We start from the raw sequence: 23,947 nt of genomic DNA, 5'->3' as shown, positions 1-23,947 counted from the left end.
ATATGCTAACCAAAATATACAGATAAGCTTTTAAACAACTTATCTTATTGTAACCCGAACAACCAAATATTATGAGCAGATTTTTACTTTGTGTGCTTTTTTTCCTATCCGTTAAAAGTTTAAGTGCGCAAACCTTTACCAATCCTTTACTTCCGGCTGGTGCAGATCCATATAGTTTTTATAAGGATGGATATTTCTATTATACACATACCACAGGCAATAGAATTGAGTTGTGGAAAAGCAAAACTTTGGAAGGGCTGAAAGACGCACCACACAAAACCATTTGGAAAGCACCTGAAACTGGTCCGTATTCAAAAGAAATTTGGGCTCCAGAGGTGATGTTTTTGCAAGGTAAGTGGTATGCTTATTTTGCTGCCGATGATGGGCAGAATAAAAACCACAGAATGTATGTGCTTGAAAATTCATCAGCCGACCCGATGTTGGGCGAGTGGATTTTTAAAGGCCAAATAACTGATAAAACCAATAAATGGGCCATTGATGGTGATATTGTTGCGATTAAAAATAAGTTATATATGGTTTGGTCTGGATGGGAGGGCGACACCAATGGTAAACAGGAAATTTTTATCGCCAAATTAAAAAATCCCTGGACGGTAGAATCCGAAAGGGTTAAAATATCATCTCCAGCATTCGAGTGGGAAAAACATGGCGATTTAAACTCAGCTGATAACCCACCGCATGTAGATGTAAATGAAGGTCCGCAGTTTTTGGTTCGTGGCAATAAAATTATGATAATTTATTCTGCAAGCGGTTGCTGGACTGATTTTTATGCCTTGGGCATGTTATCAGCCAATCTAAATTCCGATTTCCTAAACCCAAAATCGTGGGTTAAGCATCCAAAACCATTGTTTAGTAAATCTGAAGCTAATGGTGTGTATGCGCCGGGGCATAATTCTTTTTTTAAATCTCCTGATGGAAAAGAAGATTGGATTCTATATCATGCGAATGACCAGCCGGGGCAAGGGTGTGGTAAATTTCGTTCGCCGAGGGCACAAAAATTTACCTGGAATAAGGATGGAACGCCAAATTTTGGTATTCCTGTAAAAACGGGTGTTGCCATAAAAGCACCATCCAAATAATTAGTAAAGCGATAAATATCCAATTCTGAAAAGACGGAATTGGTTTACAAAAGATATAACCAAATATTAAAACTATAGAATAATTATGAGAAAAATTTTAAGATAAATATCAGATAGTTAGTGAAATATACTAGCTAACTAAAGCAATGTTCAGCGAATTTAATCCAAGATTCCTGAAATAATTTGCCGCTAATTAATCAAACCTAAACCAATAACTGACCAAATATGAAATATAGAGCTTTACTATTAAAATTTATAGCTATAGTATTTTTGCAGTTCATTATCTCCGCCGGCTTTTCTACAGCAAAAGCGAATAATGAGGATGCACGAAACGTGCTTAAGAATAAACTGAAACTCAAACCATCGAAATTAAATAAGTTTGATATTACGATTTCAGGTAAAATAGTTGATCAAAAAAACAACAACCCAATTGCGGGTGTAACTATTAAAGTTAAAAACAGCACCGCAACCGCAACAACTGATGAAAATGGTAATTACAAAATCACCGTTCCAAATGAACAGGCAATTCTAGTTTTTACTTTCGTTGGTTACGAGTCTCAGGAAAAACTTGTTGGCGATTTAAAAACCATTAATATGTATCTGGTTTCCTCGCAATCAGATTTAGATGAAGTAATCGTGGTAGGATATGGTACGCAAAAGAAAGCTGATGTAACCGGTTCGGTAGCGAGAGCAAATCTAGATGATTTCAGAAATTCGCCGACGACCAACGTTGCCAATCTTTTGCAAGGAACTGTACCAGGACTGAATGTTGGGCAAGTTAATCGTGCCGGTGCAACGCCAGGTATAAGTATAAGGGGCCAAAATACTTTAGGTGGTAACCAAAGCGTGCTCATCATTTTAGATGGTGTGCAGTATAATGGTTCGTTAACCTCTATTAATCCTGATGATATTTCGACAATCGACGTTTTGAAGGATGCAAGTGCAACCGCAGTTTATGGTGCTCAGGCCGCAAACGGTGTAATTTTAATTACCAGTAGAAAAGGCGCAGCAGGCAGAACTAAAATTTCTTTCTCTACTCAGTATGCAACACAGAAACCTAATGTAGATTTAAGGCCAATGGGCAGAGATGAATACTTGGAGAATATTAGGTATTTACACTATGAGCAAGCCTTTTTAGCGCCAACTTTTACTCAACCTAATCCTGCGTTTGATTTAATTTCTAAGGTTGATGCATCAATGAAGGATGCGCAAGGAAACCTTTTACCGAACGATTTTAGCTGGTATGATGAAGCTACACGTACAGGAAATATCATTGATAATAAACTGAGTGTATCAGGAGGTTCTGATAAAATTACATACCTATTATCGGGAAATTTGGTCAAAAATCAGGGTTTTATCCATAACGACGTTTTTAAAAGCAAAGGCATTAGGGCAAATATCGAAACCAAAGCAACAGACTGGTTAACAGTTGGTTTGCAATCTTTCGGAAGTTTTATAAATGAGGATGGTATCGAACCAAATTTTGCCCAAATTAATGCAATGTCGCCATTAATTACACCTTATGATGCAAGTGGTAATTATAAAATCAATCCATATGCCACGAACTTAACCAATCCGTTTTTGAATTATCAAGCAGACGACTTTGACCGTAAGAATTACTTCTTTGCTAATGTTTATGCCGTTGTGCAATTACCCTTAAAAGGTTTAAGTTATAAAGTAAATTTTGGAAACAACTATCGTGTAGAGCTTAGAAATACAGCGAATAGATTTGATGCAAACTTAACCGGGCAGGCATCAAAGGAAAATGTTATATACCATGATTACACTTTTGATAATATACTTACTTACAATAAAACGATAGGTAAACATAATTTCACAGGTACCTTACTTTACGGTGCCATAGAGCGAAATAACAGCTACACCCGAGCTTATTCTACAGGTTTCTCTAACTTAACCTTGGGTTACAATAATTTAGAGCAAGGAACAAACAGGTTTGCAATCTCTAATGCTTATAAGGAATCGTTAAACTATCAAATGTTTCGTTTGAACTACAATTTCGATAGTAAATACTTATTTACCGGAACAATAAGAAGAGATGGTTTCTCTGGCTTTGCCGAAAATAACAAGTATGGAGTTTTTCCATCGGTATCATTAGGTTGGGACATTTCCAAAGAATCGTTTTTCAAAGTTAATTGGGTTGATAATTTGAAATTAACAGCTGGTTATGGTGTTGCAGGAAATCAAACTACCAGATATTCATCTTTAGCAAGAGTGGGTTCTAGCGCAGCTTACGTTTTTGGCGATGGTGGTTCAACGCAGTTTGGACAGCAAGTTAACTCGCTTTCAAACCCTGATTTAAGATGGGAGCGTACCGGAGGTTTAAACCTGGCCTTAGATTTCAGTTTATTTAAAAACAGATTATCGGGTCGTGTGGATTATTATAAAACTAAAACAACAGATTTATTATACTCTGTAAATATTCCTGTGGTAACCGGTTTTGGAAGCATTTTAACCAATATTGGTCAGTTGGATAATCAAGGTTTAGAGTTTTCTTTAAATTCCAGAAATATCTCAGCTAAAGATTTCCTTTGGACAACAACGTTAAACTTTTCTAGAAACACAAATAAGATTGTTAAATTATTAGGTGATAAGAATGGCGATGGCGTAGAAGATGATCTTCCGCAAAGTGGATTGTTTATCGGTCAGCCAACTGCAGTTATTTTTGATTATCAGGTAAATGGTATCTGGAATGTTGGCGAGCAAATCCCGGCAGGCTATTCTCCGGGAACTTATAGAATTGTAGACCAAAATGGCGATGGTGTAATTAACGCGAACGACCGTTCTATTTTAGGAAGCGGAGCGCCGGCGTACAGAATCAGTATGTTAAATAATTTTCAGTACAAAAACTTTACGCTAACTGTATTCTTAAACTCAATTCAAGGTGGTAGCAAATCTTTTTTATCAGGCAATACACCGCGTAGAATCAGAGATGATAATGCGATTCGTGATAATTACTTAAGTGGAGTTGATTTCTGGTCGCCCGATAACCCTAACGGAAAATACCCTCGTTCGATTGTAGCGGCTACACTACAGCCACAGTTATATCAAAACAGAAGCTTTATCAGATTACAAGATGTATCGCTTTCGTACAAATTTACGGGCAAGTTTATCGAGCGTATGAAACTGCAAAACTTAAATGTTTTTGTAAGTGGAAGAAACTTAGCAACCTGGACGAATTGGGAAGGATGGGACCCGGAAGCTGTAATTGACGGAAGAACACAAGGATTAACAAACGATGGAAGACCTGTTTTTAAAGGTTATTCAGTTGGTTTAAACGTTACATTTTAATTAAAACGACATGAAAAAGATTTTTATAGCAGCAGTTTGTGTTTTAACAAGTATCAGTTTTTCTTGTAAGAAAACCTTCTTAGATGAAGAACCGCTTGATTTTTTAAGTACAACAAATGCATATAACACCACAACCGACTTTAATGCAGCGGTTAATAATTTATATTCGAGGGTAAGACAAGAATTTTATAGCAGCGGAGAGCAACGTCCGTTTGATTACGTTTTCGGAACAGATTTAGTTTACGATGGGCAACCCGCTGCGACCAGGCATACCAATATGATTGCGGCGTATTCTCCTTTGAGTACAGAAATTCCCCTAATCCACTGGACTTCTCTTTACAAAATCATTGCAGAATCAAATACGATTTTGGATAGGATTCCAGCTTCCGCGATGTCGGCAGCTGATAAAACCTTAATGGAGGCTAGAGCAAGATTTTTCAGGGGTATGGCTTACCGTACATTAGCTTATTTGTATGGTGGCGTTCCTTTGAATACAACCGAGGTTTTATCTCCAAAAACAGATTATGGAAGAGCAACAAAAGCAGCTGTTTTGGAACAAGTGATTACAGATTTGAAATTCGCATCGACCAATTTACCAGCAATTAATGCAGTGCAAGATGGACAAATCAATAATCTTGCTGCATTTCATTTACTTTCTGAAGTATATCTTGCGGTCGGACAGTTTCAAAATGCTGTTGATGCAGCGACTTCTGTAATCAGCAATCCAAACGTGGGTTTAATGAGAACCAGGTTTGGTGTGAAACAATCCGATGCAACCAAAAACGTGTATTGGGATTTATTTCAGCAAGGTAACCAGAATAGAAAAAACGGGACCAACCGCGAAGGACTTTGGGTAATTCAGTTTGAAACTGATGTGCCGGGTGGTGGAACGGTTTCTACAGGTATTGGCGGCTCATATCAATTCGAACGTCACTTTGCACCGCAGTTTTTGAATTTCAGGTTAGCTGGAAGCAGCATTCAGCCATTTCTTTATCCAATAAGCGATTATACAGGTGGTAGAGGTATTGGATGGGCAATTCCAACAAAATATTTCTCTGACGTAATTTGGACCAGCGATTTCAATAACGACCTTAGAAATGCACCATTTAATTTTGTTAGAGAGTTTAAGGTTACAAACCCAGCGCATCCACAATTTGGTCAAACAATTTCGACCAGAACGCCACCCGCAGGTATAACGGTTCCGCGAAGAGATTTTTATGCTTTCCAATCTAAGGTAACTACCCCCGGCGATCATCCGGATGGGATGTTTGAGAATAAAGCAACCTTATTGCTTAAAGCGAGTGCTGGTGCAACCTACGCAGATCAATATATGTTCAGGTTGGCTGAAACTTATTTGCTAAGGGCAGAAGCTTATCTTGGTCTCAACAGATTATCAGATGCAGCAACCGATATTAATGCAGTTAGAAGCAGATCAAACGCTACAAATGTTTTGGCTGCAAATGTTAATATCGATTATATTTTGGATGAGCGTATGCGTGAGTTAGGCTCAGAAGAAAAGAGAAGAATTACATTAATGCGATTAGGTTTGGTGTTTGATAGAGTAAAAAGATTTAATCCGTATTACACTGATGTTTTGCCAACTTATAATGTTTGGCCTATTCCCGCATCTGAAATTGAACGCAACAACGGAGTGAAGCTAGAACAAAATCCAGGTTATTAAAATTAGTTTAATTGTTTTTGGTTTAGTTGAGGATGCAAATTTTGCATCCTTTTTTTTTCTTAAAAATTTTATAACGGTATTTTATTATCTGTAAATGAGTTATTTGTAAATTTAATGAATGCCTGAAATCAATTTTTTTGAAAAAAATAACAAAATAGTGTAACACTTTTTAATAAGTTGCGACTAGAGTATAGAAACACATTTAAATATTGGAAAATTAAAGCTCTTGCCTTGCCACCTTTAGAAAAAACAACTGATAAGTATTTAATTGATTTATGCCTTGATGGGCGTGATGAAGGCTATACTGGCTTATACAACCGTTATGCAAGGCAGGTGTATAATTCGATTAGCAGAATTGTTAGTCACAGTGGCGAGGCCGAGGATATATTACAAGATACTTTTTGTGCAGTATTTAATGAGGTTGGCAAATTGGCAAATGTATCGAGCGTTGAGGCATGGGTTAGGCGTTTGGCAATAAACCGGTCTATTTCTCACATTAGAAGAAGAAAAATGACCTTTTCAGACTTAGGTGAAATGGACTTGCCAGATGAGGTTGAGGAGAGTGAAAATGCCGATATTTTTGACGCCAAAGTTGACGATGTAAAAAGAAGTATTGAAGAATTGCCCGATGGATATAAAACAATTGTTAACCTGCATATTTTCGAGAAGTTAACACATGAAGAAATTGCGGTAATGTTGGATTTAACTGCAACAAATGTTAGAACGCAGTACCACAGGGCAAAAAAGAAGATTTTATTTTCATTAAAAGATAAATGTTATTATGAGTGATGAGATTAGAGATTTCGTAGATAGAAATAGGGAGGAATTTGATCACCTTGAAGCTCCGGCTTTTGATATGGCCCGGTTTAAAAAAACGCTTCCCAAAAAAGAGGTGGTTATTAAAAAGCTTCCTTTCTATAAATCGCCAAAATGGTTGGCAGCGGCTTGTGTACTCGTTGTGGTAGCAGCAGCTTGGTTCGTTTATCAGCAGCAAGCTGAGATTAATAAGCTTTATGTAAAAGCGAAACCAATACAAAATAAACCTGCAAATGTAGTTCCTGAAGAAACTAATGAAGAAGTTGAATCAAAAGCTAACACAAATGATAATGTCTCATTTGCAAGTTTAAGGGAAGCACCAAAGCAAAAGAAAGTTACACCACTAGTGATAACTGAAGAATACAAAGGATTAAGTGACAGCAGTTCGGCAAGTATGCGTTTGTTAACGATTATGGAGATTGAAAAATCTGACAAAATGAATAACAGAACGCTTGATATGCTTGCGCAAACCTTAAATCATGATGGGAACACCAATGTTAGACTTGCGGCTTTAAGCGTATTACAAAAATATAGTTTCGATGGTCACGCTACTTCATTGCTGGTTAAATCATTAGATAAGCAGAACGATCCAATTGTTCAGCTTGGATTAATCAGCTCGCTCGGAAAAATGAAGGATGTAAACATCGACCAAAAACTTCATGCTTTGGCAAATAATCCGGAAACGTTTGTTGCGGTAAGAGATGAAGCAAATAAAGTATTATTAAATCAAGACAAATTATAAATCAGTAAAAACAAATAGAATTATGAAAAAGCAATTTATCATCCTTCTTTCTATGCTTTCTGTTACCTTATCGGTATCAGCACAGAAGGAATACAAGCTGAGCAAATCAACAGGGCAATTAAACCTGAATATCTCAGGCGCAATAGTGGAGGGTTACAGCGGTAATGAAATCATTTTTTCAATCCCAACATTTAAAGAAGAGGTTGTAGATGAACGTGCAAAAGGTTTAAGGGTAATTACAGGCTCTGGTTTTACTGATAACACAGGTTTAGGTATTGATGTTACCGAGCAAGGTTCTGAAATTAATGTTAATACCGTTAATAAAGAACTTAAAGGTGTGCTCACTATAAAAGTTCCTCAAAATGTTAAAGTAAAATTCGCAAATCAGAGTAATATGTACCACAGCGATTTAATTTTGAGAAACCTTAAAAGTGAAATCGAAGTTTCAACGAGCTATAACAAAATTAAACTGGAGAATAACAGCGGTCCGATGAGTGTAAAATCATTGTATGGCAGTATTGATGCAAGTTTTATCAATGAAATTAAAGGTCCGGTTTCGATTGTTTCTGTTTATGGACATGTTGATGTAATGTTGCCAACAAATGTTAAAGCCAACGTAGAACTCTCTTCGGGTTATGGTAAGTTATATGCTGCTGATGAACTTAAAATCACCATAGATAAAGCCGAGCGAACACAAACAGAATCTTCTTCATATGGTAAAGGATCAATAAATGGAATTAGAATTGCTGAAGGCACAACTACCTTGAACACAATTATAAGCAGCGCAAAAGCAGGAACAATTTCTGCACTAGGTTTAGCCGCTTATGGTGGACGTAGTTCTGAAGATATCAAAGGAAAAATTAACGGTGGCGGAAGCAATATCGTTTTAAAATCTAGCTACGAGAACGTATATCTTCGCGTAAAATAATTCAATTTCTAACGGCTCGCCAAAGCAATTCTGCAATTTTCTGAGCCATTAACATTTAATTTATGAAACCAATATTATGTTGGCTGTTTACAGCCTTAGTGCCTTGTATTGCCTTATCTCAGGCTAAAATCAGCGAAAATTATTCAGTAAAAAATGCACAGGCTGTAGTACTTCACTTTGATTTCCCTAAAACTGTTCGTGTGAGCACCTGGGATAAAAATGAAATTTCTGTTGAGGCTACTGTCCATGTAGAAGGGGTAGATGAAAAATCAGTTTTTAATCTGGAAAAAAGTGAATCAGATGGAAAGATTTTCATCAAAAATAAAATAGATATGGAAAAAATACCATACAGTTATTTTGTAACTGTTGGTGGTGTTAAACATCGCTTTGCGAATAAAGCCGATGCAGATGTATTTGTGAAAGAACAGCCAGGTGGGTCGGTGAAATCGAATTACCAGACAAGAGATATGGAAATTGTTGTGGATGTAAAAATACCAGCTAATTTGAATACTGAAGTTACCTCTGTTTATGGTTTTGTTGAATTACAGGATTTTAAAGGCCCCATAAAAGTGGAAGCTACTTATGGTGGAATCGAGGCGAAATTAGACCAAAGATTAATTGGTAAGCTGAGAATGACCAATCGTTTCGGTAAAATTTACACCAATTTGGATTTAAAGCAAGAAGAAATCAAGGAGCAACGTTTTTACACCGCAATCAATGCAACACCAGGTAAAGGTCCGAGTTATGATTTTAATTCATCTTACGGAAATATTTATTTAAAAAATCCTTAGCACTTTTCAAAGATTAGGGCAAAGCAGTGAAAATATTTTCTATTCGATGCAACGATTAAAGAATTATTTCGTCTTATATCCATTGTACTTGCCCTAATCATCTATTATACATTCTACCAAACATTTACATGCGAAATCCTAAATTATCATTGCTCAACAAAAGATTTTTTTTAATTAGTTTTTTGTTAATCCTCTCTTTATTCTCGACAAAAACCTTTGCTCAGCAAAATACTGGTGCTTTAAAAGGTGAGGTTATTGATTCAGCTTCAAAGAAATCTTTAGAATTTATTACACTCGCCATTAAAAAAGATGGAGTTGTTGTAAAAACTACCGTTACTTCCGAAAAAGGCCTGTTTGAGTTTAAAAATATTGCCTTTGGAAAATACACGCTGACGGCGATTGCAGTCGGATACAATTCTACAACCTTAAATTTTGAACTTAGTGAAACTAAAAATCTGTTCGATGCCGGAAAAATCGGTGTAGCTTCACAAGTAAATAATTTGAGTGAGGTTTCGGTAAGTGCCATGCGCCCGGTTATTAAACAAGAAGTAGATAGAATTAGTTATGATATTCAAGCCGACCCCGAAAGTAAGGTTTTAACCGCTTTGGATATGATGCGAAAAGTTCCATTATTATCTTTAGATGCTGATGATAACATTAAACTTAAAGGCAGCGGAAACTACAAAATCCTGATTAACGGTAAACCATCGAGTATGGTAGCCCGTAGTCCGAAAGATGTTTTGCGTAGTATGCCTGCATCATCGATTCAAAAAATTGAGGTAATTACAACCCCTCCGGCTAAATACGATAGTGAAGGTCTCTCGGGAATTATAAACATCATCACCAATAAAAAAATAGATAACGGTTATAACGGAAGTTTAAATCTTCGTCACCAATTTCCAGTCGGCGGACCAGGAATTGGCGGTTTTGTAACGGTTAAACAAGGTAAATTTGGTATTACGGCTTATGGTGGTACAGGTTTTTATTCTTCGCCAGAGACACAAATTATAAATACCAGGACGACCTTGGGTGCTAATCCATCTGAATTATCAAATATTGGAAGACGAAAATTTGATAACAATTATCGTTATGGTGGGGCTGAACTTAGTTTCGAGATTGATACTTTAAATTTGGTAACTGCAGAAATAAATCCGTACGGTGGATATAACAAATCTACAAATAATCAGATTTTTAGATTGAATTCTCCAGCTCAATTAACTGCATACGATTTATTAAGTCAAAACAGATTTGGTTGGAATGGTTTGGATATGACATTGAACTATCAACTTGGTTTCAAGAGTAATAAAGAACGATTGCTGACATTCTCTTATAAGTTTAATAATGCTGGTAATCCGCAGAAAAATGATTTAACATTCTCGAACCGTCAAAACTTTACCGATCCAAATTACATTCAGGAAAATGATAGCCGATCCAAAGAACAAACCATTCAGTTGGATTACGTTCACCCGGTAGGTAAATTGAATATTGAAGGTGGTATTAAAGGGATTTTAAGAGATAATAACAGTAATTTCGAATACAGACAATTTAATGCAGCAACTGGTGATTATCAGATTATTCCATCGAGAACAAATATTTTTGATAACAATCAGGATGTAATTGGTGCGTATAATTCTTACTCATATAATTTAACAAATTGGGGTTTTAAGGCCGGTGTTCGTATAGAAGAAACCTTTGTAAAGGCTGATTTTATTAGTAACGCTTCAAATGTAAATACCGATTATTTTAATGTAATACCATCGTTTTCTGTAAACAGGAAGTTCAAAAACCAGAGTAATTTAAATTTTGGTTTTACGCAACGTATCGAAAGACCAGGAATTGACAATTTGAATCCCTTTGTAGACCGCTCTGTTCCAAATTTTGAAACAACCGGAAACCCGGATTTGAAAGCGGTATTAAGTAATAATTTTGAATTGACTTACAGTAAGTTTAAAACGGGTTCGATAAATGTTGGTGTAGCTTACAATTTTGCAAATAATACCATTCAAAATATTTCTATTTACAACGATGTTGATAAAATTACCCGAACCAGTTTTGCAAACGTAGGCAGAAATAAAAACCTGAACACTAATGTAAACGTAAACTATCCGCTAACTAAAAAGTGGAATTTAAGTTTGAGTGGAAATATTGGTTATACCTGGTTGGAGGGTGCAATTAATGGCGTATTGACCAAAAATGATGGTTTGGCTGGTTACGTTTATATGAATACCGGATACAAGTTTGAAAAGGAATGGCGTGCAAATGCGAGTTTTAATTACAGCAGTGCTGATGTTTTATTGCAAGGTCGTTCAGGACAGTATTATTACATGGCATTTAGTGGAAGCAAGGAAATTATAAAGGATAAGCTTACTATTTCGGCAGGGGTAAACAACCCTTTTATCAAGTATAGATATTATGAAACCCTAACCGAAGGGCCAAACTTTACGCAACGTTATCGCGGCGAAAACTACAACCGCTCATTTAATATGAGTTTGAACTGGAAATTCGGAAAGCTTAAAGATTCGATTAAAAAGAGCCAACGAAGCATCAGTAATGATGATGTGAAATCTAGCGGAAGTAAATCTGGAAGTTAGTATTTATAAGATACTATATATATTTAGCTTGTCGAAGTAGTGCCTTGAGCTACATCTTCGACAAGCTATTTTAGTTTTAATAGCTTCTGCCATTAATTATTATGATTTATAAACCCAACTAAGCCTAAGCAGAAACATACGTTGAGCTTAAATCGGCCTAACAAATTTTTGGCTATAGATAGACCAAGCCCGCTCACAAACCTTAGTACAAAAATTTTCAGCCGACAGTTTTGTTTCTTTTGCTGTCAAAAGAAAAAGGCCAGTCCGGCTAGGACAATTAGTTAAGTTCATGTAATCTAACACATCTCTTAAATAGATTGCTTCGTACCTCGCAATGACGATTTTTTTAGAATATTATTTCTTTGGAGATTACTCATTCAACAATCTATCTACCTCTTTGTTAAATTCCTCAACAAAAGCAGTGTAAAATTTTCCTGTTGCGGGGCCACTATAACCCGTATGTATTTTGGCGACTTCGCCTTTTTTATTGATAAAGATGGTGGTTGGGAAAGATAAAAAATTATTCAAGGCAGGTAATGATTCGGCTACAAGTTGTTTATCCGGTTTTCCGGCTACTACCTGGTCGTATTTTATATCAAATTTCTGACGGAAAGCAGTCAAAGCTTTTTTCACGTAAGCAGAATCTAATTGGCGCTCGTAATGAATGGCAATTACTTCCACACCTCTTTTCTTATTTTCTTTATACCAAGGCGCAATAAAAGAGGCTTCATCAACACAGTTTGGGCACCAAGTTCCAGTAATGGTTAGGATGACAGGTTTGCCTTTAAACTTCTCATCGCTAAGCGAAATCCTTTTACCATTAACATCCGGGAAAGAAAAATCCAAGGTTTTGTATCCTTCTTTAAGATAGGTAAGTTTAAAGGCATCTGGTAATTCAGCATTTTGATTTTGAATCCCTGCGAAAACGATGCTGCCTCTAGAATTTACCGATTCGCCAGTAATTTCTCCATTTTTAGAAAATGAACCTTTATAATAAGCAGGAGTTGAGCCGATAAAGCTTGATAGGTAAAAGTTATTTCCCTCAACCACGCCTTCTAAGTAGCGGGAGTCGCCGGTTACTCTTAAAAATGTACCGGTTAATTTATTGCCAGTTTGCTTAAATACTCCAACAGATTTTTCATCAGTTCCAGTTGGATTTTTAAAAGTTACCTCGTAAGTTCCTGAATAGTTTTCTGTAGCTTTTTCTCCAGAAGTTTTAAACCTGAAGTTTTCTCCTCTTTTTGCTGTTAGGGTAATTGGTTTACCTGAATAGTCTTGCTTTCTTAATGTGCCTGTTAAAGAATCTCCTTTTAGTTGAAGTGCAAGTTCATTATCAAACTGATCTAATTTTACTTTAACCGAATCACCTGTTTGATAAACTTTGCCACCATCAAATCTTTCTTCAGCATTTATAAAAAAGATTTTATCATTATTAATTTCGAAGTTAAACGGAACATCAACTCCGGGTTTTATTTGAAATACGCCTCTCCACTTACCATTTGCTGCAAAGGTTTTATTCGTTTTTAATGTTGATGTATTTTGCTTTTTAACGCTTTGGGCATTTGCAATATTTAGGCTTAGGCCCAGGCTTATAGATATAATGGTGGTTTTAATATTCATTAGGATAATTTTTAATTCTGGCCTCAAAGATAAGCACTAAGAATAATATTTTCAATAAAATCTATAGAATTTGTAGACTATTAAAATATTATACTATATTTGCGGCAGTTATTTTAAAATGCTTATCGAGAAAGGTGGAGGGAATGGCCCTTTGAAACCTTAGCAACCAGCTTTTTTAGGTATGGTGCTAATTCCAACCCGTAATGGGGTAGTTAAGTCAGTTTGATGCTAAACAAATATTGAACACAATATATGAGCGCACTTCTGATTTTTCGGAAGTGCTTTTTTTATAAAGTATTTTTTGGGATTGAAACGATTTGCTTTTTTAATGGCTCTTAAATAAATGTTTAAATGAAAAAATCTAACGAGCAAAAATCAAAAACCTTAACAGTGAAAACAAACTGTAAAACCATTCGAATGTGCATGGAGCCGTGTTGTAGCTCATAATATCTGAGCTTAAGCTCCCAATTCAAAATCAATTTAATGTCACTAAAAAAAATCGCCTTAGCAGCGAAGTGGCATTGCTTTGTCTAAAAATCAAATAATATAACTAATCATTATTAATCAAGTTAACATGTATAAAAGAGTAAAGCTTTCAGCATTCTTGTTTTTGCTACTGCTATCTACATTCGTAAGTGCCCAAAATATAACGGTTTCGGGTATCGTTAAAGATGCTGCCGGAGAAATTTTGCCTGGAGTATCTGTTTACGTTAAAGGAACTAAACAAGCAGTTACTACAAACAACGAAGGCCAATTTGCCTTAAGTTTAAACGGCAAGGCCACATTGGTTTTTTCTTACATCGGTTATACCACTAAGGAAATCGAAGTGTCAACAAATTCAGCCTCACTATCTGTTGTTTTGAGTGATGCCAACAACGCTCTAGATGAAGTTGTCGTAACTGCTTTAGGTATCTCTAAGCAGAAAAAATCTTTAGGTTATGCTGTGCAGGAACTTAAAGGCGAAAATTTAGCTGAAGCTAAGGAAACCAATTTGGTTAACGCACTTGCTGGTAAAGTTGCCGGGGTAAGGGTTACGAATAGTCAGGGCGATATGGGTTCCTCGAGAATTGTCATTCGTGGTGAAACTTCGATTTCAGGCAATAACCAGCCACTATTTGTTATCGATGGGATTCCGGTTGATAACTCGCAACTTAATTCGGCGGGAGCGAGAGATTATGCCAACACAATTTCTGATATCAACCCAAATGATATTGAATCGATGAGTGTTTTAAAAGGACCAAACGCAGCGGCTTTGTATGGTTCTCGTGCGGCTGCGGGTGTTATCATCATTAAAACAAAATCTGGTAAAACAAAAAAAGGATTGGGCGTTACATTTAATTCAAACGCTGTAATTGAAACCTTACTTACACTTCCAAAATATCAAAATGTTTTCGGACAAGGCTCTGAGGGTAAATTTAGTTATGTTGATGGAAAAGGTGCAGGTATAAATGATGGAGTTGATGAAAGTTGGGGCCCAAGATTAAATGGTCAGCTGATTCCTCAGTTTTATTCTAAAGGAGTGGCTGTTCCGTTTGAGGCGCATCCGGATAATGTTCGCGATTTCTTTGAAACGGGGTATGCCTTAACAAATGGTATAGCGATAGAGGATGCCGGAGAAAAATTCGATTACCGCTTATCATACAATAATTTAAAACAAGTTGGTATTGTGCCAAATTCTGGCCAAGGAAAAAACTCTTTTGCTTTAAATACAACGTTAAGAATCAACCCGAAATTAACATTAACGGCCAACGCAAATTATAGCAAATTGGGTTCTGATAATTTACCTGGAACAGGCGGTTCTCGTTCTACAAGTACCATGCTTCAATTTACCTGGTTTGGCAGACAGGTTGATATTAACCGTTTGAAGAACTATTTGGATGAGAATGGAAATACCTTCAACTGGAATAATAGTTATTACAGCAATCCATATTGGGTAGCTTATGAAAATACGGTTTCTCAAAATAGAAACAGGATAATTGGTAGTATCGGTTTAAACTATAAAATTATTGATGGCTTAAATTTTAATTTTCGTACCGGAACGGATTATTATAATGATAGAAGAAAGATTAAAATCGCTTACGGAACAAATGGAACGCCATTCGGTTCTTACACGGAAAGTGCGTTTACGGTAAACGAGAACAATACGGATGCAACTTTAAATTACAGCAAACAGCTTAATGATGATTTTAGCTTAGAAGCATTATTAGGTACGAATATTCGTTCACGATACATTGAGCAAAACGACCAAAGTGCGCCAAGATTAGCAGTTGCGGGTTTATATACATTGAGTAATTCAAGAGACCCACTAACATCTTCTAATAATTACAGTGAATTAAAATCTTATAGCGGTTATGCATCTGCTCAAATCGGATTTAGAAATTATTTCTTTGTAAACATTACTGCCCGTAACGATTGGTCGTCTACACTTCCTGCTCAAAATCGTTCATATTTTTATCCTTCATTTAACGGAAGTTTGGTTTTAACTGAGGCTTTCGACATCAAAAGCGATGTGCTTGATTATGCTAAAATTAGAGGAGGTTGGTCTAAAGTTGGTAAAGATGCCGACCCATATCGTTTAATTAATACTTATTCATTTGGTGCGCCGTTTGGCACAAATCCACAACTTACTGCATCTGCAACTGATTTAAATCCTGATTTGAAACCTGAAACCACAACCTCATCAGAATTTGGTGCAGAAGCGGTTTTCTTTAAAAGACGTTTGCGTTTCGACGTGAGTTTGTACAACACCAATAGTTACGACCAGATTTTAAGTGTAGATGTTAGTCCGAGTACAGGATTCCGTTCGAAATTGCTTAATGCTGGAAAAATTAATAATAAAGGTATCGAAGTACAGTTAGGTATCACACCAGTTAAAAAAGCTTTTGTTTGGGATGTTGACGTAAATTATGCTGCAAATAGGAGCAAAGTAATTGAGTTGGATAAAGCAGGTTTATTGCAAAACTATGTAGTTGCAACCAACTCGGCGCAAGTTATTGCAGCTGTTGGTCAGCCTTACGGAACGCTTTTTGGAAATGCATTTTTACGGGATGGCAGTGGCAATATTGTTGTGAATGCAACTGGGGCACCACAAACCGACCCAACGAAGAGAGTTTTAGGAAAATATACACCAGATTGGATTGGCGGAATCTCCAATACTTTTACTTATAAAAATTTGAGTTTAGGTGTATTAATCGATGCCAGTTTTGGAGGCTCTATTTATAACGGAACTTACGCTACAGGAACTTACACCGGTGTTCTGGAATCCACTTTGCCTGGTCGTGCGGCTGAGTTTGGTGGTATTTCTTATTACTATCCCGCTAATTTAAAAGCAAATGGAACGGTAAGGGTAACGGCTAATAATGCGGCTCCGGCTGGAGTTACAGTTTATGATGATGGTATCATTTTCGATGGTGTTACTGCAGATGGAAAAAAGAACGAGAAAATTCTTCCTGCGCAGCAGTATTATAAATCTTTCCGTACGATAGATGAAGCAAATATTTTTGATGCTTCATACGTAAAACTTCGTGAGGTAAGGTTGAGTTATAATCTACCTGCAAAATGGCTTAAACCATTAAGCTTACAAGGTGTTTCGGTTGCTCTTGTTGGTCGAAACCTTGCAATACTGCATCGCAATGTTGCCGACATTGACCCGGAAGTTGCCTTTAACACTGGAAATGGTCAAGGTTTGGAAAGTCTTTCTAACCCAACTACACGCACTTACGGTATAAACCTAAACATCAAATTTTAATTTCATGAAAAAGAATATTCTATATAGCCTGTTATCTGTTTCACTTTTGTTCGCATCATGTGCTAAAGAGTTGGATGAGGTAAATATAAATCCAAATGCTACTGAAAATGCCCAGCCAGATTATTTGTTAACGGCGGCAATAAAAAATACAACTGATGCTTATTGGGGCACAGCAAATAACATGAATTCGAGCTTGCTGTTTTCGCAGCATTGGGCCAAAGTTCAATATACCGAAGAAGATAGATTTATCTACTCTAACAGTAGTTTTACTTCATTATGGTCTACACTTTATGCGCAAAGTATAACGGGTTTTAACAAAATTATTGAGATTGGAAATTCAACAAGCAACCCAAATTACAGAGGCGTTGCATTAACTTTACGTTCGTGGTCGTTTTTGCTTTTAACCGATGCTTATGGCGATATTCCTTACAGTCAGGCTGGAAAATTGAGCCAGTTCATAACTCCGGCATACGATAAACAAAAGGATGTTTATTTTGGATTGTTAGATGATTTAAAAGCGGCAAAAACTGCTTTAGATCCGAATGGGAAAGCCATTGCTGGCGATATTATTTACAGTGGCAATATCACAAGGTGGAAAAAATTAGCAAACTCATTGAGGTTAAGAATTGCTTTGCGCATTGCGGATAAAGAACCAGCAAAAGCTAAACAAGTTTTAGATGAAATAAAGGCTGATGGCGATTTGTTTATCAGCGATAATTCAGATATTGCTCAACTTGTATATCAAATTTCACCTCAACAAAACCCGGTTAGTGCCCAGTTTGATACGCGTGATGATTATCGCATCAGTAAAACCATTGTAGATAAATTATTTACTTTAAATGACCCACGCTTAGCAATCTATGCGAGTAAAACACAAACCGCTACACCACAGGAATATGTTGGTTTGCCAAATGGATTAACCAATTCGGAAGCCAGCAATCTTGGCTTTGCCAGAACATCAAAACCTGGTGCTTACTTTTTAACGCCTCAATCTCCGGCAGTAATATTTAGTTATGCAGAATTACTATTTGATAGAGCAGAAGCTGCGGCGAGAGGTTTAACTACAGAAAATGCTGCAGATTTGTACAATCAAGGAATTGCAGCTTCTTTAAAACAATTCTCTGTCGGTGATGCTGCTGTTGCGACATATCTGGCACAATCTGCTGTACAATATGATGCAACTAACTATAAAAAATCAATAGGTGAGCAAAAATGGCTTGCATTATTCGGACAAGGTTTGGAAGCTTGGGCAGAACGCAGAAGATTGGATTATCCTCAGTTAACGGCTTCTGTTAATACCGTATTAAATGGACAAATTCCGGTTCGTTTTATTTATCCTGGTACAGAACAATCTTTAAATGGGCAAAGTTATAGAAATGCTGTGACCAGCCAAGGTGCTGATTTACTAACCACCAAATTATGGTTTGATGCGAATTAAGAAAGTTATTGTAATTTCTTAATCTTTAAAATGATTATTTCAAAGCAGTTCTGAAAAGAACTGCTTTTTTGTAAAAACCTTTTAGGGTAGTCGTTCAACAGATAATCCTTATACCTTTCCTAAACTGTAGCTATTCAAATATTAGGGCATAATGCTTTGTTGCAATGGCTTTTCCTTTGAAGTAGAATAAATAAGCTTGAGACTGGGCTCACAGTTGGCGCATCATGCATTCATATGTGGGTAGAACACGGACTTGATACGGATATGAGGCGGACTTGAGGTGGACTTGATAAAACTCAACTGAGATGTTTTTTGATAATCTACCGCATTGAATAGCAATATCCTTTGGAAGAATTAAATATAATCAATTATTGTGTTTGTATAAATGTAAAATATAGATTGATACTTGAAGAATATTCATAATTAAAATTAATTTAGTTAAATGAATCTACCCAAATATTTATTGCTAATCATTTCAGTGTTTTTTATTAACTCATCCTTTGCGCAAAATGCGATAAAACCCGTAATTCCTGGCGATTATGCTGACCCATCAATCATCAAAGCAAATGATAATTATTATGCGATTGGAACATCATCTGAATGGGCGCCGCATTTTCCAATTTATACATCAAAGAATTTAAAAGATTGGAAGCAATCAGGCTATGTTTTTGATAAAGCTCCTGAATGGACTTCTGGTTCTTTTTGGGCACCGGAATATGTTTATCATGAAGGAACTTATTTTATTTATTATACCGCAAGGCGAAAAATTGATGGTATTTCCTGCATTGGCGTTGCAACTTCAAAATCTCCTGATAAAGGATTTGTAGACCATGGCGTAATTATAGAACATGGAAAAGAAGCCATTGACGGTTTCGTTTTTGAGGATAAAGGTGTAAGATATATCACCTATAAAGCTTACGGACTGGATAAAAGACCGATTGAAATTTTAGGTGTTAAGCTTTCTAAAGATGGCTTAAAAGTAGAAGGAGAAACGTTTTCTATGATGAAAGATGATGCGGGTAAGGGTTTAGAAGGACAAAGTTTTATGAAAGTTGGCGACTACTATTATATGTTCTATTCAGCAGGGGCTTGTTGCGGCATACAATGTGACTATAATGTTGGAGTTGCCCGGTCAAAATCTTTCAAAGGACCGTATGAGAAATATGCTCAAAATCCAATTCTTGCGGAAAATGAATCATGGAAATGTTCAGGACATGGAACTTTTGTTAAAGCTGAAGACGATAAATATTATTATCTATATCATGCATATAACAAACAAACTACGGTTTTTGCGGGGCGACAAGGTATGTTAGCCGAGCTAACCTGGCCTGAAAAAAATGGCTGGCCAAAGTTTAAGGAAATTTCCGGGGCAAGCGGCAGTCAAGATTTATCTTTTGATTTCAAGGATAAAAATGTAAGTCAGAAATGGCAATGGGATTTTCGTAACTCCACACCTAAATTTTCTCAGGAAAATGGAATACTTAGTTTATATGGTGCAATTTCAACATCAAATCAAACCGGAATTGTATTAACTGTCCGTCCGGTTTCTGTACATTTTGAAGCCACAACAACTGTAAGTAATTCAAATAACGCGTTAAAGGGCATTTGTTATTATGGCGATGCAAATGCTTCAATTGGCATTGGCGTAAGCGGAAATCAGGTTCAGTTTTGGAAAGTTCAAAATAAAGAAAAAACAATTCTCGCTACACAAACTATTAATATAACCGGAGCTATACAATTAAAGTTTAAGGTAGAACCAAATTTAGAGGTCGCTACATTTTACAAACAAGGTAATGGCGGTTGGGAAAGTTTAAAATCTGAAACTAAGGTGAATGTTAATTTTTTGCCGCAATGGGATAGAAGCCCTCGGATTGGCTTAAATTTTTACGGTAAATCTGATGAAGTAGCTTCTTTTACTAGCTTTGATTTAAAGTACAAAAATTAAAAAATATAGATATCAACCTAAGAAAATACAAGAATGAAATATTACCTTTTTATTTGCCTATTTATACTATCGTTTACTAACAGTTTTGCCGCAACCGTTGATACCGTTTTAACTCGCAGCAATGCTATGAAAAAGGATATAAAAGCTGCTGTTGTAAAACCAAATGGTTACAGCAACAGCATGAAATATCCGGTTATTTATTTATTGCATGGTGCTGGCGGTAAATTTTCTGATTGGGTTAATAACACACCAGATAAAGAAACCGTTAAGCAGCTGTCAGACCGATATAATATCATTGTGGTTTGTCCGGATGGTGGTGTTACGAGCTGGTATTTTGACAGTCCGGAAGACCCGAAATACAAATATGAAACTTATGTAGCCACCGAACTGGTTAATTATATCGATAATAATTATTCCACTATAAAAGACAGAACTGGGCGTGCCATTACAGGTTTAAGTATGGGCGGGCATGGAGGGTTGTATCTGGCTTTTCGCCATCAAGATGTTTTTGGTGCATGTGGCAGCATGAGTGGTGGTGTAGACATCAGGCCATTTCCCGAAAATTGGGACTTAGCCAAAAGGTTAGGTAAATATAGCGAACATCCGGATAGGTGGGAAAATAATACGGTTATCAATTTAACTCATTTATTGACGCCAAATAAACTTTCGATTATTATCGACTGCGGTACTGGAGACTTTTTTTATAAAGTAAATGTTGCCTTGCACGATAAATTATTGGATAGAAATATACCACATGATTTTATAACCCGACCGGGTGTGCATAATATGGAATATTGGGGTAATGCTGTCGTTTATCAAACTCTATTCTTCAGCAGATATTTTGAAAAGAATAGAAAAAATTAATATTTTTATAAAACTTAATACACTCTCATGTTTAAAGATATCTTTTCCTTTTACGGCAGAATTCGTCGTACAGAATACGCATTAACTTATATTTTTTATGTTTTGGTATTGCTTGCCACCTCTATCATATCAGAGGCTTCAAAACAAGATTGGGTAGGCATTTTTGTGCTATTACCAATATATCTGCTAATCTCGCAAGGTGCAAAGCGTTGCCATGATAGAGGGAATTCTGGCTGGTATATGCTTATCCCTTTTTATCCTATTATAATGCTTTTTGGAGCAGGAGATTATGGCCCGAATGAATATGGTGATAATCCGAAAGGCGAAGGTAATATCGTTGATGATCCGTTTGGTTATTACAGTAGAAGCGAGGCTGATGCATATGTGCCTCAGAATCAAATTGAAAATAATACAATTGTAAGTCCAGAATAATTACAGGTTTAAAAATTGATAGTAATATTCTAGTTTGTTCTAGGTTATTTAACATTTTTCAAAACTTAATTTCTTTTGTAGGGGTTGTCTTTTTAACTATGAAAGAAAAAACAACTACAAAAACTCCCGTAAATCAATTAATAAATACTCTAGGAAAATCGAAAACTTTAAAGAAAACGATTGGTCCAGGGTTTTCTGTGATAAACAGTTTGATGCGGGCAAATTTCACAAAAAAAGGTTCTACCCCTTATAGCATTCAACGAAATGTTGAGTTTGGTGCAGCAGGGGTAATTGCCGCATACAACCTTTACAACGGCATTAAGAAAAAAAGGAAGCACTTGGTTTTTCAGGCTGCATTAATTGGTGTTGCAATTACCAGTTTATTAATTATTTCTTCTGTTGAGAAAAATAAGATTGTAGAAAACAGTCCGAATAGAAATTAAATTTCTGCTAAATAGTCTCGAATTTGATTTTTTAGGTTTTTGAAGCTCAAAACTTATTGTCATTCCCACGTAGGTGGAAGCTGTAAAACATGCAGCAATAGCTTTAAGTTTCTCAATTAAATTGGGAATGACGGGAGTTTACAGTAGCATCGTCATTCCCGCGTAGGCGGGAATCCTAAAGCATGTAGTCAATATTAAAATTACTGTGCATGCTTTTCAACTATGATAGTATTTTTTGTTCATTCAATATCCGTTGGTTGAAACCAACGGCAATGAAACTTCAGAGTTTTATATAATATAGATAAATACAGATTTCAACACATCGCCATCACTCCAATATAATTGATAACGAATTGCACGAAATTTTTATCTGAATTTTATTTTCCTAATCTACAGTGATTTATATTCTGCTACGCAAAAATTATGGCTGATTATTTGCTTGCTAAAAATATTAGTATAAATTTGCTTTATTCTATTGCGTTTGCAAACAATAGAATGATAATAATTAGGAAGATACTTTATGACAATTACGGTACTTGCAATAACAGAAACAGATTTTGTGCCCGATATTTCACTAGGGAAAATAATGAATGAAAGATTGAAACAGGCTGCCGCCGAACTTCAGGATATTCATTTACAGCCACTGCTTTCAGTTGGCGAAAGAAAGGACGATTTGGTTGTTTACATCAGTTACAACCCAAAATATAAGATAAGATTTAGAGTAGTAAACGATGTTGCGGAAGATGTAGAAAACTTCGTGGCTTACACTTGCGGTAATTTAGGTTACATTAAATGGAAAACGAGCGTTTTAAACGTTTTTAAAGGAAATGGATAAGGTTGATGAAAACCTTCTAAAATATTTTAACGGAGATTTATCAGCTTACCCAGATGATCCTTTTGAGAAATACCACAGGGAAAGTGTGTGGCATAAAAATTGGAAAAAGGCATTTCCAGTTTCTTACCGGGAAAAAGTTTTTTGTTGCGATAAAAGTGGCGAACTGCACAGGGCTGATGTTTACACAAACTGCGGTACGGCAATAGAATTTCAGAATTCGCCCATTACATTGTTAGAAATGAAAAGTCGCGAGGCTTTTTATCCGAAAATGATTTGGGTTGTTAACGGCAAAAAGTTTAAAGGTTTTAAGGTTTTAAAAAATCTGCCGAATCCATATGATCCGAAACTTGATGCTTTCGAGTTTTGTAATACCGATCATCTTTCTATGGTAAGTAAGTCGGAGGTATTAGCCGGAATACATCCCAAAGTATTAAACTTCTATCATCCGGAGTTGAAAACGGTTAAAATCAGTTCAAATTTTTATCATTTCTGTTGGAAACAACCTCATTCTGTTTGGTACGAAGCAACTGCACCAATTATAGTCGATTTAGGCGGATTGTTTCTCTATCGATTGAAAACAAGAAAACAATATTCTGGCGATTATTTCTACCTGGAAATGATTAACCGCAAAAAGTTTATCGAATCTTTTTTGAGTAACGGATTGTAA

General features: G+C 36.1%; 17 protein-coding genes and 1 riboswitch. Of the genes, 16 read left to right on the top strand and 1 reads right to left on the bottom strand.

Annotated elements, in window-relative coordinates:
• Window positions 1-71: 71 nt before the first annotated feature.
• The 8 genes from R2Q16_RS12630 to R2Q16_RS12595 all read left to right on the top strand — a co-directional run bounded on the left by R2Q16_RS12630 (window position 72) and on the right by R2Q16_RS12595 (window position 11,955).
• On the top strand, window positions 72-1,097 hold the full coding sequence (locus tag R2Q16_RS12630) for a glycoside hydrolase family 43 protein (protein WP_316737492.1): 1,026 nt from the start codon (window positions 72-74) through the stop codon (window positions 1,095-1,097).
• 225 nt (window positions 1,098-1,322) lie between these two features.
• Entirely contained in the window at window positions 1,323-4,406 is a 3,084-nt protein-coding gene (locus tag R2Q16_RS12625) for a SusC/RagA family TonB-linked outer membrane protein (RefSeq protein ID WP_316737491.1), read from the top strand.
• Window positions 4,407-4,416: 10 nt separating this feature from the next.
• On the top strand, window positions 4,417-6,087 hold the full coding sequence (locus tag R2Q16_RS12620) for a RagB/SusD family nutrient uptake outer membrane protein (protein WP_316737490.1): 1,671 nt from the start codon (window positions 4,417-4,419) through the stop codon (window positions 6,085-6,087).
• A gap of 231 nt (window positions 6,088-6,318) precedes the next feature.
• Window positions 6,319-6,876 (top strand): RNA polymerase sigma factor, encoded by a 558-nt coding sequence (locus R2Q16_RS12615; protein ID WP_316737489.1) that lies wholly within the window; start codon window positions 6,319-6,321, stop codon window positions 6,874-6,876.
• Window positions 6,869-7,645 (top strand): HEAT repeat domain-containing protein, encoded by a 777-nt coding sequence (locus R2Q16_RS12610; protein ID WP_316737488.1) that lies wholly within the window; start codon window positions 6,869-6,871, stop codon window positions 7,643-7,645. The genes R2Q16_RS12615 and R2Q16_RS12610 overlap by 8 nt, the downstream gene beginning before the upstream one ends.
• Before the next feature lie 22 nt (window positions 7,646-7,667).
• On the top strand, window positions 7,668-8,573 hold the full coding sequence (locus R2Q16_RS12605) for a DUF4097 family beta strand repeat-containing protein (protein WP_316737487.1): 906 nt from the start codon (window positions 7,668-7,670) through the stop codon (window positions 8,571-8,573).
• 62 nt (window positions 8,574-8,635) lie between these two features.
• Window positions 8,636-9,364, top strand: a complete 729-nt coding sequence (locus tag R2Q16_RS12600) for a hypothetical protein (RefSeq protein WP_316737485.1) — start codon at window positions 8,636-8,638, stop codon at window positions 9,362-9,364.
• A gap of 182 nt (window positions 9,365-9,546) precedes the next feature.
• Window positions 9,547-11,955, top strand: a complete 2,409-nt coding sequence (locus tag R2Q16_RS12595; RefSeq protein WP_316737484.1) for an outer membrane beta-barrel family protein — start codon at window positions 9,547-9,549, stop codon at window positions 11,953-11,955.
• 369 nt (window positions 11,956-12,324) lie between these two features.
• Here the strand turns inward: R2Q16_RS12595 and R2Q16_RS12590 are convergent, their stop codons facing one another.
• Window positions 12,325-13,575, bottom strand: coding sequence for a TlpA disulfide reductase family protein (locus R2Q16_RS12590; RefSeq protein WP_316737481.1), 1,251 nt, complete (start codon window positions 13,573-13,575; stop codon window positions 12,325-12,327).
• A 119-nt stretch (window positions 13,576-13,694) separates the two neighbouring features.
• A riboswitch (SAM riboswitch) is annotated at window positions 13,695-13,794 on the top strand.
• A 355-nt stretch (window positions 13,795-14,149) separates the two neighbouring features.
• Here R2Q16_RS12590 and R2Q16_RS12585 point away from each other — a divergent pair.
• From R2Q16_RS12585 to R2Q16_RS12550, 8 genes are all read left to right on the top strand, one after another.
• Complete coding sequence (locus R2Q16_RS12585; RefSeq protein ID WP_316737480.1) at window positions 14,150-17,323, top strand: SusC/RagA family TonB-linked outer membrane protein; 3,174 nt, start codon at window positions 14,150-14,152, stop codon at window positions 17,321-17,323.
• 4 nt (window positions 17,324-17,327) lie between these two features.
• Complete coding sequence (locus R2Q16_RS12580) at window positions 17,328-18,761, top strand: SusD/RagB family nutrient-binding outer membrane lipoprotein (protein ID WP_316737479.1); 1,434 nt, start codon at window positions 17,328-17,330, stop codon at window positions 18,759-18,761.
• Window positions 18,762-19,203: 442 nt separating this feature from the next.
• The gene (locus R2Q16_RS12575; protein ID WP_316737478.1) at window positions 19,204-20,706 is read left to right on the top strand and encodes a glycoside hydrolase family 43 protein; all 1,503 of its coding nucleotides are present in this window, start codon (window positions 19,204-19,206) and stop codon (window positions 20,704-20,706) included.
• A gap of 126 nt (window positions 20,707-20,832) precedes the next feature.
• Window positions 20,833-21,570 (top strand): alpha/beta hydrolase family protein, encoded by a 738-nt coding sequence (locus tag R2Q16_RS12570; protein ID WP_316737477.1) that lies wholly within the window; start codon window positions 20,833-20,835, stop codon window positions 21,568-21,570.
• Between the two features lie 27 nt (window positions 21,571-21,597).
• Entirely contained in the window at window positions 21,598-22,002 is a 405-nt protein-coding gene (locus R2Q16_RS12565; protein ID WP_316737476.1) for a DUF805 domain-containing protein, read from the top strand.
• Window positions 22,003-22,100: 98 nt separating this feature from the next.
• A complete protein-coding gene (locus R2Q16_RS12560; RefSeq protein ID WP_316737474.1) occupies window positions 22,101-22,445 on the top strand; it encodes a hypothetical protein in 345 nt (114 codons plus the stop codon).
• 520 nt (window positions 22,446-22,965) lie between these two features.
• Entirely contained in the window at window positions 22,966-23,280 is a 315-nt protein-coding gene (locus R2Q16_RS12555) for a hypothetical protein (protein WP_316737472.1), read from the top strand.
• Window positions 23,273-23,947 (top strand): competence protein, encoded by a 675-nt coding sequence (locus tag R2Q16_RS12550; RefSeq protein WP_316737471.1) that lies wholly within the window; start codon window positions 23,273-23,275, stop codon window positions 23,945-23,947. The genes R2Q16_RS12555 and R2Q16_RS12550 overlap by 8 nt, the downstream gene beginning before the upstream one ends.

Origin of the sequence: Pedobacter aquatilis, from assembly GCF_032678425.1 — a bacterium.
GTDB lineage: Bacteria > Bacteroidota > Bacteroidia > Sphingobacteriales > Sphingobacteriaceae > Pedobacter > Pedobacter aquatilis_B.
The sequence above is the reverse complement of the archived record's forward strand: the minus strand, read 5'-3'. Positions and strand labels throughout refer to the sequence as shown.

What these genes read in the sequence shown, in the direction of transcription:
- R2Q16_RS12630 (WP_316737492.1), top strand. Translation starts at nt 72, where the DNA reads ATGAGCAGATTTTTACTTTGTGTGCTTTTTTTCCTATCCGTTAAAAGT.
- R2Q16_RS12625 (WP_316737491.1), top strand. Translation starts at nt 1,323, where the DNA reads ATGAAATATAGAGCTTTACTATTAAAATTTATAGCTATAGTATTTTTG.
- R2Q16_RS12620 (WP_316737490.1), top strand. Translation starts at nt 4,417, where the DNA reads ATGAAAAAGATTTTTATAGCAGCAGTTTGTGTTTTAACAAGTATCAGT.
- R2Q16_RS12610 (WP_316737488.1), top strand. Translation starts at nt 6,869, where the DNA reads ATGAGTGATGAGATTAGAGATTTCGTAGATAGAAATAGGGAGGAATTT.
- R2Q16_RS12605 (WP_316737487.1), top strand. Translation starts at nt 7,668, where the DNA reads ATGAAAAAGCAATTTATCATCCTTCTTTCTATGCTTTCTGTTACCTTA.
- R2Q16_RS12600 (WP_316737485.1), top strand. Translation starts at nt 8,636, where the DNA reads ATGAAACCAATATTATGTTGGCTGTTTACAGCCTTAGTGCCTTGTATT.
- R2Q16_RS12590 (WP_316737481.1), bottom strand. Translation starts at nt 13,575, where the DNA reads ATGAATATTAAAACCACCATTATATCTATAAGCCTGGGCCTAAGCCTA.
- R2Q16_RS12585 (WP_316737480.1), top strand. Translation starts at nt 14,150, where the DNA reads ATGTATAAAAGAGTAAAGCTTTCAGCATTCTTGTTTTTGCTACTGCTA.
- R2Q16_RS12580 (WP_316737479.1), top strand. Translation starts at nt 17,328, where the DNA reads ATGAAAAAGAATATTCTATATAGCCTGTTATCTGTTTCACTTTTGTTC.
- R2Q16_RS12575 (WP_316737478.1), top strand. Translation starts at nt 19,204, where the DNA reads ATGAATCTACCCAAATATTTATTGCTAATCATTTCAGTGTTTTTTATT.
- R2Q16_RS12570 (WP_316737477.1), top strand. Translation starts at nt 20,833, where the DNA reads ATGAAAAAGGATATAAAAGCTGCTGTTGTAAAACCAAATGGTTACAGC.
- R2Q16_RS12565 (WP_316737476.1), top strand. Translation starts at nt 21,598, where the DNA reads ATGTTTAAAGATATCTTTTCCTTTTACGGCAGAATTCGTCGTACAGAA.
- R2Q16_RS12560 (WP_316737474.1), top strand. Translation starts at nt 22,101, where the DNA reads ATGAAAGAAAAAACAACTACAAAAACTCCCGTAAATCAATTAATAAAT.
- R2Q16_RS12555 (WP_316737472.1), top strand. Translation starts at nt 22,966, where the DNA reads ATGACAATTACGGTACTTGCAATAACAGAAACAGATTTTGTGCCCGAT.
- R2Q16_RS12550 (WP_316737471.1), top strand. Translation starts at nt 23,273, where the DNA reads ATGGATAAGGTTGATGAAAACCTTCTAAAATATTTTAACGGAGATTTA.